The sequence below is a fragment of the Georgenia thermotolerans genome, from assembly GCF_009193185.1.
Classification (GTDB): domain Bacteria; phylum Actinomycetota; class Actinomycetes; order Actinomycetales; family Actinomycetaceae; genus Georgenia; species Georgenia thermotolerans.
In genome coordinates this window covers 87,137-98,864 of the sequence record NZ_VUKF01000015.1, presented here as the reverse complement: position 1 = coordinate 98,864, position 11,728 = coordinate 87,137, and the positions used below count along the sequence as shown (strand labels likewise).

15 protein-coding genes are annotated in these 11,728 nt (G+C 76.9%); 11 read left to right on the top strand and 4 right to left on the bottom strand.

Annotated features, from left to right (window positions below):
- From GD970_RS09210 to GD970_RS09200, 3 genes are all read left to right on the top strand, one after another.
- Nucleotides 1–832: MMPL family transporter (locus tag GD970_RS09210; protein ID WP_152202586.1), on the top strand; the 832-nt coding region annotated here is incomplete at its 5' end.
- 4 nt (nt 833–836) lie between these two features.
- The gene (locus GD970_RS09205; RefSeq protein WP_152202585.1) at nt 837–2,417 is read left to right on the top strand and encodes an SDR family oxidoreductase; all 1,581 of its coding nucleotides are present in this window, start codon (nt 837–839) and stop codon (nt 2,415–2,417) included.
- Between the two features lie 31 nt (nt 2,418–2,448).
- On the top strand, nt 2,449–3,009 hold the full coding sequence (locus tag GD970_RS09200) for a TOPRIM nucleotidyl transferase/hydrolase domain-containing protein (protein WP_152202584.1): 561 nt from the start codon (nt 2,449–2,451) through the stop codon (nt 3,007–3,009).
- 43 nt (nt 3,010–3,052) lie between these two features.
- Here GD970_RS09200 and GD970_RS09195 read toward each other — a convergent pair whose 3' ends face one another.
- Nucleotides 3,053–3,589, bottom strand: a complete 537-nt coding sequence (locus tag GD970_RS09195; RefSeq protein ID WP_152202583.1) for a MarR family winged helix-turn-helix transcriptional regulator — start codon at nt 3,587–3,589, stop codon at nt 3,053–3,055.
- Between the two features lie 88 nt (nt 3,590–3,677).
- On the opposite strand from GD970_RS09195, the gene GD970_RS09190 reads away from it, so the two are divergent.
- The 7 genes from GD970_RS09190 to GD970_RS09160 are packed head-to-tail and all read left to right on the top strand — an operon-like array spanning nt 3,678 to nt 9,311.
- Entirely contained in the window at nt 3,678–4,136 is a 459-nt protein-coding gene (locus GD970_RS09190) for an NUDIX domain-containing protein (RefSeq protein ID WP_152202582.1), read from the top strand.
- On the top strand, nt 4,133–5,215 hold the full coding sequence (locus GD970_RS09185) for a polyprenyl synthetase family protein (RefSeq protein WP_152202581.1): 1,083 nt from the start codon (nt 4,133–4,135) through the stop codon (nt 5,213–5,215). The genes GD970_RS09190 and GD970_RS09185 overlap by 4 nt, the downstream gene beginning before the upstream one ends.
- A complete protein-coding gene (locus GD970_RS09180) occupies nt 5,212–6,099 on the top strand; it encodes a phytoene/squalene synthase family protein (protein WP_152202580.1) in 888 nt (295 codons plus the stop codon). Before GD970_RS09185 ends, GD970_RS09180 begins: the two co-directional genes overlap by 4 nt.
- Nucleotides 6,096–7,667 carry a phytoene desaturase family protein gene (crtI, locus tag GD970_RS09175; protein WP_152202579.1) on the top strand — a complete coding sequence of 524 codons (1,572 nt, stop codon included), beginning with the start codon at nt 6,096–6,098 and terminating at the stop codon, nt 7,665–7,667. The genes GD970_RS09180 and crtI overlap by 4 nt, the downstream gene beginning before the upstream one ends.
- Nucleotides 7,664–8,131, top strand: a complete 468-nt coding sequence (locus GD970_RS09170; RefSeq protein ID WP_152202578.1) for a lycopene cyclase domain-containing protein — start codon at nt 7,664–7,666, stop codon at nt 8,129–8,131. The genes crtI and GD970_RS09170 overlap by 4 nt, the downstream gene beginning before the upstream one ends.
- Nucleotides 8,128–8,451, top strand: coding sequence for a lycopene cyclase domain-containing protein (locus GD970_RS09165; RefSeq protein ID WP_152202577.1), 324 nt, complete (start codon nt 8,128–8,130; stop codon nt 8,449–8,451). The genes GD970_RS09170 and GD970_RS09165 overlap by 4 nt, the downstream gene beginning before the upstream one ends.
- Nucleotides 8,448–9,311, top strand: coding sequence for a prenyltransferase (locus tag GD970_RS09160; protein ID WP_152202576.1), 864 nt, complete (start codon nt 8,448–8,450; stop codon nt 9,309–9,311). The genes GD970_RS09165 and GD970_RS09160 overlap by 4 nt, the downstream gene beginning before the upstream one ends.
- 6 nt (nt 9,312–9,317) lie before the next feature.
- On the opposite strand, the gene GD970_RS09155 is transcribed toward GD970_RS09160, so the two are convergent.
- From GD970_RS09155 to GD970_RS09145, 3 genes are read right to left on the bottom strand one after another with little or no spacing between them, the layout of a single operon-like run.
- Nucleotides 9,318–9,842: a nitroreductase/quinone reductase family protein gene (locus GD970_RS09155; protein WP_152202575.1), complete on the bottom strand. Its 525-nt coding sequence runs from the start codon at nt 9,840–9,842 to the stop codon at nt 9,318–9,320.
- A gap of 38 nt (nt 9,843–9,880) precedes the next feature.
- Nucleotides 9,881–10,276 (bottom strand): VOC family protein, encoded by a 396-nt coding sequence (locus tag GD970_RS09150; RefSeq protein ID WP_152202574.1) that lies wholly within the window; start codon nt 10,274–10,276, stop codon nt 9,881–9,883.
- Nucleotides 10,277–10,301: 25 nt separating this feature from the next.
- Entirely contained in the window at nt 10,302–10,517 is a 216-nt protein-coding gene (locus GD970_RS09145) for a pyrimidine dimer DNA glycosylase/endonuclease V (RefSeq protein ID WP_152202573.1), read from the bottom strand.
- 55 nt (nt 10,518–10,572) lie between these two features.
- Between GD970_RS09145 and GD970_RS09140 the strand changes: the two genes are divergently transcribed.
- Entirely contained in the window at nt 10,573–11,709 is a 1,137-nt protein-coding gene (locus GD970_RS09140) for a PQQ-dependent sugar dehydrogenase (protein WP_152202572.1), read from the top strand.
- Nucleotides 11,710–11,728: the final 19 nt, after the last annotated feature.

The window sequence follows — 11,728 nt, the reverse complement described above, 5'->3', positions numbered from 1 at the left end:
GCCCGGTGGCGGCGCGCCGGGCGGGTCCGGCGGCCGGCCGGGCGGGCCCGCGGGCGCGGCCGCCGAGCCGCTCGTCGTCGACGGCAAGGTCCAGGTCCAGGTGGTCACCGCCGACGCCGCCGAGTCCCAGGCGGCGGTGGCCACCGTGGCCGACGTGCGCGAGGCGGTGCACGCCGTCGACCCCGGCGCCCTCGTCGGCGGCGCGGCCGCGCAGCGCCTGGACACCCAGCAGACCGCCGCGCACGACCTGCGCACGATCATCCCGGTGGTCCTGCTCGTCATCTTCGTCATGCTCGTGCTGCTGCTCCGGGCACTGATCGCGCCGCTGGTGCTGCTGGCGGCCAACGTGCTGTCCTTCGGCGCCACCATGGGGCTCGCGGCGCTGGTGTTCAACCACGTCGCCGGCTTCCCCGGCGCCGACGCCGCCGTCCCGCTCTACGGCTTCGTCTTCCTCGTGGCGCTGGGCATCGACTACTCGATCTTCCTCATGACCCGGGTGCGCGAGGAGTCCCTCGCCCACGGCACCCGGGCCGGGGTGCAGCGCGGCCTGGCCGTGACCGGCGGCGTCATCACCTCCGCCGGGCTGGTCCTGGCCGCCACGTTCAGCGCCCTGGCCGTCATCCCGCTGCTCTTCCTCGTCCAGCTCGCCTTCATCGTGGCCGCCGGCGTCCTCGTCGACACCTTCGTCGTGCGGACCCTGCTCGTGCCCGGCGTCGTCCACGACATCGGCCGGGCGGCCTGGTGGCCCTGGCAGCGGCGCGTCCCCGCCGATCCGGCCCCGGACGCTGGGGGCGCACCCGCTCGCGCGGTGCCCGCACCCGCCGCAGACTGAACGGATGAGCGCCGACGCCGCCGCGCCCCTCGCCCTGGTCACCGGAGCCACCGGGTACATCGGCGGGCGGCTGGTGCCCGAGCTCCTCGACGCCGGCTATCGGGTGCGGGCCATGGCCCGGCACCCCGAGCGGCTCGAGGGCCGGGACTGGCGCGAGCGGGTGGAGGTCGTCGCGGCCGACGCGACGGACCCGCAGGACCTGGACCGCGCGCTGGCGGGCGTCGACGTCGCCTACTACCTCATCCACGCCCTCGGCGCCGGCGCCACCTTCGAGCAGCGCGACCGTGCCACCGCGCGCCGCTTCGCCGTGGCCGCCCGCGAGGCCGGCGTGCGGCGCATCGTCTACCTCGGCGGCCTGCACCCCGCCGGGGAGGAGCTCTCCCCGCACCTGGAGTCGCGCCGCGAGGTCGGGGAGATCCTCCTCGCCAGCGGCGTGCCCACCACGGTGCTGCAGGCCGCGGTGATCATCGGCTCGGGCAGCGCCTCGTTCGAGATGATGCGCTACCTCACCGAGCGGCTGCCGGCCATGGTGGCGCCGCGCTGGATCGAGAACCGCATCCAGCCGATCGCCGTGCGCGACGTGCTGCGCTACCTCGTCGGCTCCGCCGCGATGCCGCCGGAGGTGAGCCGGGCCTTCGACATCGGCGGCCCCGAGGTCCTGACCTACCGGCAGATGATGCAGCGCTACGCCGCCGTGGCCGGCCTGCCCCCGCGGGTCATCCGCGCCGTCCCGGTGCTCACCCCGCGCCTGGCCAGCCTGTGGGTCGGCCTGGTCACGCCGGTCCCGGCCGGCATCGCCCGCCCCCTGGTCGGCTCGCTGATCCACGAGGTCGTGGTCAAGGAGCAGGACATCAAGACCTACGTGCCCGACCCGCCGGAGGGCCTCGTCGGCTTCGACCGGGCCGTGGAGCTGGCGCTGGCCAAGATCCGCGAGTTCGACGTGCGCACCTCCTGGCGCTCGGCGTCGACGGCGGGGGCGCCGTCCGACCCGCTGCCGGAGGACCCGGACTGGGCCGGCGGCAGCCTGGAGGTGGACGAGCGCGCCGGCGTCGTGTCCGCCGACCCGCAGGCGCTGTGGTCGGTCATCGAGGGCATCGGCGGCGCCCACGGGTGGTACTCCTGGCGCCTGGGCTGGGTGGCCCGCGGCGTCATGGACCGCGTCTTCGGCGGCCCGGGCCTGCGCCGCGGGCGGCGCGACCCCCACCACCTCGCCGTCGGCGACGCGCTGGACTGGTGGCGGGTGGAGAAGATCGTGCCGGGCCGGCTGCTGCGCCTGCGCGCCGAGATGCGCCTGCCGGGCCTGGCCTGGCTCGAGCTGGGTGTCGAGACCGACGACGGCGCCACGGTCTTCCGGCAACGCGCGATCTACCACCCGCGCGGCCTGCTGGGCCAGCTCTACTGGTGGGCGGTCTGCCCCTTCCACGGCATCGTCTTCGGCGGCATGCAGCGCAACATCGCCCGGGCGGCCGAGGCCGAGGCCGCGGCCCGCTCCCGCGGGCCCGGGCCGGCGCCGCCCCGGGCCGGGACCGCGGCCGGCGGGGGAGCGCCGGGCCCCCACGGGCTCCGCGACGGAGAAAACAGTTGACGGCCGGCCGCGCCGGCCCCGCAATGGGGGAGTGGCGACACCGCGGGCAGTCGTGCTGGTGGAGGGGAACAGCGACCGGACGGCGCTGCTCACCCTCGCCGCCCGCACCGGACGGGACCTCGCCGCCGACGGCGTCGAGGTCGTCGCGATGGGCGGCATCACCAACACGCGCGCGTTCGCCGCGCGCTACGGGCCCCGCGGGCTGGACCTGCCCCTCGCGGGGCTCTACGACGCCCCCGAGGAGGCCCACCTGCGGCGCGGCCTGGCCGCGGCCGGCCTGCCCGACGCCCTCGAGCCCGGGGCGCTGCCGGCCCTGGGCTTCTTCGCGTGCACCGCGGACCTGGAGGACGAGCTCATCCGCGCGCTCGGCGCGGCGGCCGTCGAGGACGTCATCGCCGCGGCCGGCGAGACGCGCTCGCTGCGGCTCCTGGCCGGCATGCCCGCCCAGCGCACCTGGACCCGCGAGGCGGTGCTGCGCCGCTTCCTGGGCGTGCGGTCCGGGCGCAAGGCGCGCTACGCCGCGCTGCTGGTGGCCGCGCTGGACCCGGCACAGGTGCCCGCCCCGCTCACCGCCGTGCTCGCCCGGGTCTGAGCGCGGCGTCGCACGACCGGGCCGCGTCCCATCCGGCGCCGCCCTACGACCCGGCCGCGCCGGCGTCGGGGGCGGGCGGCCGCGGGGACGGCGTCAGCGGGGCCACGGTGCCGGTGCGGTCGAGCTCCTCGGCCATGGCAAGGAGGAAGTCGGCCACGGCCGGCCGGCAGTGCTCGGGAACCGCCGCCGCGATCTCGCCCATCCGCTCGTGCATGTGCCCGAGGCGCTCGCGGACCTCCGCGTGCGCGTGGGCCGTGGCCCGCACCACCAGGGAGCGCCGGTCGCGCGGGTGGGGCGAGCGCACGAGGTGCCCGGAGGCGGTCAGCCGGTCCAGCAGCTTCGTCGTCGAGGCGGTGGAGATCCGCAGCCGCGAGGCCAGCATGCGCGGCGTCGCCGGGCTCTCGGTCCGCTCGGCGGCGATGACGACCTGCAGCGCCTGCAGGTCGGTGACGTTCATGTCCATGTCGGCGCTCATCCGCCGGCGCATCTCCTCGTCGGAGCGGCGGAACCGCCGCAGCGCCTGCAGCACGGCGACGGTCTGCTCACCGTCGGCGTACCAGTAGCGCGGGGCGTCGGCCATGCGGCCGAGGTTACCACCGGAAATCTCACCTAGCATTTAACTAGCCTGGCTAGTAATCTCCTTCACACCGGCCCACCCAGGAGGAGCAATGACCACCACCGCTCCGCACCGTCCGGCGCCGCCGCCGGTGCTCGACGTCCGCAGCTTCGCGTGCTTCGTCATCGACGGCGCCGGCCGGGTGCTGCTCGTGCGCCGGGCCTGGCCGGGGCTGTGGAGCCACGCCTTCGACGGCCGCGCCCGCCCCGCCGAGCCGATGACCCAGGCGGTGGCCCGGCAGGGCCGCGAGGACCTCGGCCTCACCCTCGTCGAGCCGGTGTGCGTGCGGCCGGCCTCCGTGGCGGCCCGCGGGGTCTACCTCGCCTCCGTCACCGGCCGGCGCGACCCCGACCCGGCCCGCGTCCTCGCGCACCGGTGGGTCGACCCCGAGGAGCTGGGCCGCGCCGTCGTGGCCGCGCCCTGGGCGCTGAGCCCCGCCCTCGTCGAGCTCGTGCACGGCCTGGGCGACGGGGACCTGCCCACCGGCGACACCCTGGGGGTGGCCGGATGACTGCCGGGCCCGACGGCGGCGCCCCGCGCGGGGCGAACGGCGTCACGCCCGGCCACGCCCGTCCGACGCGCGCCGACGCCGCCCTGCACCGCTTCCTCGCCGCCCGCCGCGGCGGCGTGGACGCCCACGACGCCGAGCTGTGGGCCGCGCTGGAGCGCGCGGCCGACGGCGGCAAGCGCTTCCGCCCGCTGCTCCTCCTGTCCGTCCACGAGGCCCTGGGCGGCACCGAGGCCGCCGCGGCGGCGGAGGTGGCCGCCGCCATGGAGCTGCTCCACACCGCCTTCGTCGTGCACGACGACGTCATCGACGGCGACCGCACCCGCCGGGGGCGCCCCAACGTCTCGGGCACCTTCGCCGACCGCGCCCGCCGGGCCGGGGCCGCGCCGGCGCGCGCCGAGCACTACGGCGACGTCGCCGGCCTCCTCGCCGGCGACCTGGCCCTGGCCGGGGCGGTGCGCACGGTCGCCCTGTGCGGCGCCCCGCCCCCCACCGTGCGCCGGCTGCTGGACCTGCTCGAACGGGCGCTGCGGATCAGCGCCGCCGGGGAGCTGGCCGACGTCCGCCTCAGCCTGACCGGCGGGGCGGACCTGGGGGAGATCCTGACCATGGAGGAGCACAAGACCGCCGTGTACTCCTTCGAGCTGCCCCTGCAGGCCGGCGCCGTGCTCGCCGGGGCGGACGAGGCCGTCACCGCCCGGCTCGGCGAGCTCGGGCGCCTGCTCGGCGTCGCCTTCCAGCTGCGCGACGACCTCGACGGGGTCTTCGGGGAGGAGGCCGTCACCGGCAAGCCCGCCCTGTCGGACCTGCGCGAGGGCAAGTGCACCCCGCTGATCGCCCACGCCCGCACCACCCCGTGGTGGCCCGAGCTGGCGCCCTACGTCGGCGACCCGGCCATCGACGCCGCCGCGGCGGCGCGGGTGCGCGAGCTGCTCACGGCGGCCGGGTCGCGCCGGTTCATCGAGGACCTCGCGGCCAGCTACGGCGAGGCCGCCCGGGCGGTGGCCGAGCCGCTGGACCTCGGCGCCGACCTCGGCGGCTGGATCGCCGCCACCACCGCCGGCCTGGCACGGGTGGCATGAGCGCCCCCGCGGTGCGGCGCCGCCCGCCCCCCGCCGCCCGGGACGACGCCGCGGCCCGGTACGACGCCGTCGCCCAGGCCAGCGCCGCCGTCGTCATCGCCGGCTACTCCACCTCCTTCGGGTGGGCCACCCGGCTGCTCGCCGAGCCGGTGCGCACCCACGTGCGCAACGTCTACGCCCTGGTGCGCGTGGCCGACGAGATCGTCGACGCGCCGGGGGAGTGGCCCGCCGAGCAGCGCGCCCACCTGCTCACCGTCCTGGAGGAGGAGACCTACCAGGCGCTGCGCACCGGCCACAGCGCCAACCTCGTCGTCCACGCCTTCGCGCTCACCGCCCGCCGGTGCGGCATCGGCCCCGACCTCGTCGAGCCGTTCTTCGCCTCGATGCGGGCGGACCTGGCGGTCACCGCGCACGACGCCGGCTCCTTCGCCGAGTACGTCCACGGCTCGGCGGAGGTGGTCGGGCTCATGTGCCTGCGGGTGTTCCTCCCCGGCGACGAGCGGGCCTACGCCGAGCTCGCCGACGGCGCCGCCCGGCTCGGCGCGGCGTTCCAGAAGATCAACTTCCTGCGCGACCTCGCCGAGGACCACGACCTGCGCGGCCGCAGCTACTTCCCCGGCGTGGACGTCGACCGGCTCGACGACGCCTGCCGCGACGTCCTGCTCGACGACGTCGCCGCCGACCTGGCCGCCGCCCGCGCGGTCATCCCGCGCCTGCCCGCGAGCAGCCGCCGCGCCGTGCGCGCCGCCCACGACCTGTTCGCCGAGCTCGCCCGGCGGCTGCGGGCGACCCCCGCCGCGCGCCTGACCCGCACCCGCGTCCGGGTGCCCGACCTCGTCAAGGCGCGCATCCTGCTCCGCGCCGTCCTGGAGGAACGCCGATGACCGCAACCGCCCCTCGCGCCGTCGTCGTCGGCGGCGGCATCGCCGGCCTCGCCGGCGCGGCGCTGCTCGCCCGCGACGGCTACGCCGTCGACCTGCTCGAGCAGCGCAGCGACCTGGGCGGGCGCGCCGGGTCGTGGAGCGCCGGCGGGTTCCGGTTCGACACCGGCCCGTCGTGGTACCTCATGCCGGAGGTGTTCGACCACTTCTTCCGGCAGCTGGGGACCACCGCCGCCGAGCAGCTCGACCTCGTGCCGCTCGACCCGGCGTACCGCGTCTTCTTCGAGGGGCACGACGAGCCGGTGGACATCCTGGCCGACGCCGCCGCGAACGTGGCGACCTTCGAGCGGCTGGAGCCGGGCGCCGGCGCCGGCCTCGAGCGCTACCTGGCCTCGGCCCGGCGCACCTACGACCTGGCCCTGCGCCGGTTCCTCTACACCAGCTTCACCTCGCTGCGGCCCTTCCTGGCACCCGATGTGCTGCGCCACGCCCACCGGCTGGGGCCGCTGCTGCTCCGCCCGCTGGAGGACCTCGCCGCCGCGCACGTCACCGACCCGCGGCTGCGCCAGATCCTCGGCTACCCCGCGGTCTTCCTCGGCTCCTCCCCGGACCGGGCGCCGAGCATGTACCACCTCATGAGCGCCCTGGACCTGACCGGCGGCGTGCTCTACCCCCAGGGCGGCTTCGCCCGGCTCATCGAGGTCGTCGCCGCGCTCGCCACCGCCCAGGGCGCCCGGCTGCACACCGGGTGCACCGCCACCGCCATCACCACCCGCCCCGGGAAGGGGCGCGCCCAGGTCAGCGGCGTGCGGTACACCGACGCCACCGGGACCGAGCACGAGCTCGCCGCCGACGTCGTCGTCGGGGCCGCCGACCTCCACCACGTCGAGACCGCGCTGCTGCCGCCCTGGCTGCGCACCTTCCCCCAGGAGTGGTGGGACCGGCGCACCTCCGGGCCCGGAGCCGTGCTCGTCCTCCTCGGCGTGCGCGGGCGGCTGCCCACGCTGGCGCACCACTCGCTGTTCTTCACCCGGGACTGGCGGGCGAACTTCGACGACGTCTTCGGCGGCCGGGTGCCCGCCCCCGCCTCGGCGTACGTGTGCAAACCCTCGGCGACGGACCCCTCGGTGGCCCCGCCCGGGGACGAGAACCTCTTCGTCCTCGTGCCCGTGCCCGCCGACGTGAGCATCGGCGGCGGCGGCATCGCCGGCCGCGGCGGGCCGGTGGTCGAGGCCATCGCCGACGCGGCCATCGATCAGATCGCCCGCTGGGCCGGCGTGCCGGACCTGCGCGAGCGCATCGTCGTGCGGCGCACCATCGGCCCGGCGGACTTCGCGTCCGGGCTCAACGCCTGGCGCGGCGGGATGCTCGGCCCGGCGCACACCCTGCGCCAGAGCGCGATGTTCCGGGCCGGCAACGCCTCGAAGAAGGTCGCCGGGCTGTACTACGCCGGGTCGAGCACCATCCCCGGCGTCGGGCTGCCGATGTGCCTCATCAGCGCCGAGATCATGGCCGAGCGGGTGCGCGCGGCGGCCCGCCCGGCGCCCGCGCCGGTGGCGGTGCCGCGATGACCGGCTGGCTCTACCTCGCCACGCTGCTCGCGGCGCTGGGCTGCCTGGCGCTCCTCGACCGCCGGTGGCGGCTGGTGCTGTGGGCGGACGCGCGCCGGGGCGCCGTCGTCGTGGCGGTCGGCACGGCGCTGTTCCTCCTGTGGGACGTCGCGGCGATCTCGGCGGGCTTCTACGAGCGCGGCGGCAGCGCGGGGATGACCGGCGTGCTGCTCGCGCCCGAGCTGCCGCTGGAGGAGCTGTTCTTCATCGTGTTCCTCTGCTACCTCACCCTGGTGCTGCGGGGCCTGGTCGACGTCGTCGCGCGGGCGCGCGGCGCGCGGTCGGACGACGGCGGCCGGGTCGCCGGGGCGGGTGCGCACGACGGCGGCGGGGTGGCCCGGGCGGGTGCGCACGACGGCGGCCGGGTGGCCCGGGCGGGTGCGCACGACGGCGCCGGTCCGGCGGCCGACGAGGAGGCCCGGTGACCTACGTCGGACTCGCCGTCCTGTTCCTCCTCGTCGCGGCCGCGGTCGCGGCGGTGGCCACCTGGCGCCGCCGGCTCGGGCTGGGCTGGTGGGCGCGCACCGGCGTCGTCGCCGTCGTCCTGCTCGTCCTCACCGTCGTCTTCGACAGCGTGATGATCGCCGCGGACCTGTTCCGGTACGACCCCGCGGCGCTGGCCGGGCCCCGGCTGCTGCTCGCGCCGGTCGAGGACCTCGCCTGGCCCCTCGCCGCCGCGCTGCTGCTGCCGGCGCTGGCGGAGCTGCTGCGCCCGGCGAAGGCCCCGGCGGGGGAGGAGCGGTGAGCGGGGCGCTCCGCCAGCTGCTCGGCGCCTCGCGCCCGGTGAGCTGGATCAACACCGCCTACCCCTTCGCCGCCGCCTACCTCGCCTCCGGCGGCGGGGTCACGGTGGCGTGGGTGGTCGGCACGCTCTATTTCCTCGTCCCGTACAACCTGCTCATGTACGGGGTCAACGACGTCTTCGACTACGAGTCCGACCTGCGCAACCCGCGCAAGGGCGGCATCGAGGGGGTCGTCCTCGACCGCCGCCTGCACCGGCTCACCCTCGTGGCCGCCGCGGTGACGAACGTGCCCTTCCTCGTCGCGCTCGTCGCGCTCGGCTCGCCGGCCTCGACCGCGGTGCTCGCGGTGAGCGTGTTCGCGGTGATCGCCTACTCCGCGCCGGGCCTGCGGTTCAAGGAGCGGCCGGGGCTGGACTCGGTCACCTCGAGCACCCACTTCGTCAGCCCCGCCCTGTTCGGGCTCGTCCTCGTCGGGGCGCCGGCGAGCGCGACGGCGGTCGCCGTCCTGGTGGCGTTCTTCCTGTGGGGCATGGCGTCCCAGGCCTTCGGCGCGGTGCAGGACGTCGGCGCCGACCGGGCCGCCGGCATCGGGTCGGTGGCCACCTGGCTGGGCGCGGCGCGGACGGTGCGGGCCGCCATGGCGCTGTACGCCGCCGCCGGGCTCGTCATGCTGGCCGCGGGCTGGCCGGCCCGGCTCGCCGCCGTGCTGGTCGTCCCCTACGTCGTCAGCATCGCCCCGTTCCGGTCGCTGCCCGACGAGCGCTGCGAGGAGGCGCACGCCGGCTGGCGCCGCTTCCTGTGGCTCAACCTCGTCACCGGCTTCTGCGTCACGCAGCTGCTCATCTGGGCGGCGCTGACCTGACCGGGGTCATGGCGCGAGCGGCGGGCGGGCCGCGCTCCCGACGACGGCGGGAGCAGCGGTGCGAGGGGCCCGGACGAACGTCTCGATGCGGTACCACCGCCAGGCGCGGCGGTGGCGCTCGTCGACCAGGGCGGCCACGCCCGAGGCGTCGACCACCTCGGGGGCGCCGACGTCGTAGGTGACGCCGTCCAGGACGAGCGTGGCCCGGCCCGCGGCGCGCCAGTTGCGCAGCCAGTCGACGTGCTCGCCGTAGGGCAGCGGGATGACGAACGCGTCGCCGGCCGGGAGGGCGACCACCGGCGTGGCGTAGGCCCGCCCGGACCGGCGCCCGGTGTGCCGCAGGACCGCGGCGTACCAGTGCCGACGGCCGGCCAGCAACAGCATCACCGGGTTGACCGTGCGCTTGACGAGGGCGCGTACCGCCCGCTTCGTCCGCGGGCCGCCGGAGCGGATCGCGAGCACGAAGCCCACGAGGAGGCCGGCGGCGAGGGCGAGCGCCGCCGCCGGGGCCCATCGGGTCAGGCGCGCCATGCGCCATTGTTGCGCCGCAGGGCGGCGAGCGTGAGCCCTTACGCCGATGCCGCCCCGCCGGGCCGGTAGGAGCCGAAGCTCCACTCGCGGCCGCACGGGTCGAGGACGCGCGCTCGCCGGGAGCCCCATCCGGTGTCCTCCGGCTCGATGACCGGGACCGCCCCGGCGGCCACGGCCCGCCGGAACAGGCCGTCCACGTCCTCCGTCGTCAGATAGACGCCAGCGCCCGTGGACGACCCGCGCAGGGGCGGGACGGTGTAGGCGGCGTCGTCGCTGGCCACCATGAGCACCGCCTCGTCCAGGCGCAGCTCGCAGTGCGCGACCCGGCCGTCGGGCGCGTCCTGCCGGGTCGTCGTCGCGAACCCGAGCCCCTGCAGCCAGGCGATGGCTCGGGCCGCATCCGGATAGCTCAGGTACGGCACCGCTCCGACCATGGATCGAGCGTAGGCGTGTGCGCCGTCACACTCGCTCCCACGCCTCCACCGGCCCGGGCACGACGACGAAGAGCGGGTGCACGGCCGGGGTGACGTCGCGCTGGGCCGCGGCCCGCGCCGGGCTGCGCGCGGCGAGCTTGGCGGCCAGGTGCCCCCACTCGTGCGCGACCTGCCCCTCGCGCCAGCACGCCGTCAGCCCCTGCCGGTCGAGATAGCGCGGGTGCAGGGACCAGATCCTCACCGCCCGATCCTCCCACCGGGGCGGTGCGACGCCGGGACAATGAGGCATGCGCGCGATGGGTGGGCCCCCCGGTCGGTCGCTGCTCGCCGTCGTCCTCGCCGGCGTGCTCGCCCTCGCCGGGTGCGCCGGGAGCGGTGGCACGCCGCCCGGACCGACGACGGCGGCCCCCACCCCGTCTCCGTCGGCCGGATCGCCGTCGGGCGCGCCGGCGTCGCCCGCGGCCCCCGTGGCGCCCCGGGTGGTGGCGACCGACCTGGACGTGCCGTGGGGGCTCGCGTTCCTGCCGGACGGCTCGGCGCTGGTCACCCTGCGCGACCGCGGCGAGGTCGTCCGTCTGGTCGACGGCGAGAAGCCGCGCACCGTCGGCACCGTTCCCGGCGTGGCGCCGACCGGGGAGGGCGGCCTCCTGGGGATCGCCGTCTCGCCCACCTTCGCCCAGGACGGGCGGGTCTTCGTCTACCTCAGCGCCGCGGGGGAGAACCGCGTGCTCCGCATGCACCTCGATGGCGACTCCCTCACCCCGGACACGGTCATCCTTTCCGGCATCCCCCGGGGCACCTTCCACAACGGCGGGCGCCTCGCCTTCGGCCCGGACGGGGACCTCTACGTCACCACCGGCGACGCCGGCGTCCGGGCGCACGCGCAGGACCTGGACTCCCTGGGCGGGAAGATCCTCCGCATCGACCAGGACGGCCACCCCGCCCCGGGCAACCCCTTCCCCGGCTCACCGGCGTGGACGCTGGGGCACCGCAACGTCCAGGGCATCGCCTGGGACGGCGCCGGGCGCATGTACGCCAGCGAGTTCGGGCAGGACACGTGGGACGAGCTCAACCTCATCACGCCGGGGTCCAACTACGGCTGGCCGGTCGTCGAGGGCCGCGGCGGTGCCCCGCGGTTCGTCGACCCGCTCGTGCAGTGGCCCACCGACGACGCCTCGCCCAGCGGCATCGCCGTGCTCGACGACGCCGTCTACCTCGCGGCGCTGCGTGGGCAGTCGCTGTGGCGGGTGCCCGTGCCCGGCGGCGTCGCCGGCCGGCCCGAGCGCCTGCTCGACGGCACCTACGGCCGGCTGCGGGACGTCGCGGTCGACCCGGCCGGGCACGACCTGTGGCTGCTGACGTCGAACACCTTCCGGGGGCAGCCGCGCCCCGGGGACGACAAGGTCGTCGTGCTCGACCCGGCGTCGTTGTGAGCCTGCGGCCTCTTCCCGC

Coding starts and splice junctions, on each gene's coding strand:
- GD970_RS09185 (WP_152202581.1), top strand. CDS start 4,133: ATGACTGCCGGGCCCGACGGCGGCGCCCCGCGCGGGGCGAACGGCGTC.
- GD970_RS09180 (WP_152202580.1), top strand. CDS start 5,212: ATGAGCGCCCCCGCGGTGCGGCGCCGCCCGCCCCCCGCCGCCCGGGAC.
- GD970_RS09170 (WP_152202578.1), top strand. CDS start 7,664: ATGACCGGCTGGCTCTACCTCGCCACGCTGCTCGCGGCGCTGGGCTGC.
- GD970_RS09140 (WP_152202572.1), top strand. CDS start 10,573: ATGGGTGGGCCCCCCGGTCGGTCGCTGCTCGCCGTCGTCCTCGCCGGC.
- GD970_RS09195 (WP_152202583.1), bottom strand. CDS start 3,589: ATGGCCGACGCCCCGCGCTACTGGTACGCCGACGGTGAGCAGACCGTC.
- GD970_RS09190 (WP_152202582.1), top strand. CDS start 3,678: ATGACCACCACCGCTCCGCACCGTCCGGCGCCGCCGCCGGTGCTCGAC.
- GD970_RS09150 (WP_152202574.1), bottom strand. CDS start 10,276: ATGGTCGGAGCGGTGCCGTACCTGAGCTATCCGGATGCGGCCCGAGCC.
- GD970_RS09205 (WP_152202585.1), top strand. CDS start 837: ATGAGCGCCGACGCCGCCGCGCCCCTCGCCCTGGTCACCGGAGCCACC.
- crtI (WP_152202579.1), top strand. CDS start 6,096: ATGACCGCAACCGCCCCTCGCGCCGTCGTCGTCGGCGGCGGCATCGCC.
- GD970_RS09155 (WP_152202575.1), bottom strand. CDS start 9,842: ATGGCGCGCCTGACCCGATGGGCCCCGGCGGCGGCGCTCGCCCTCGCC.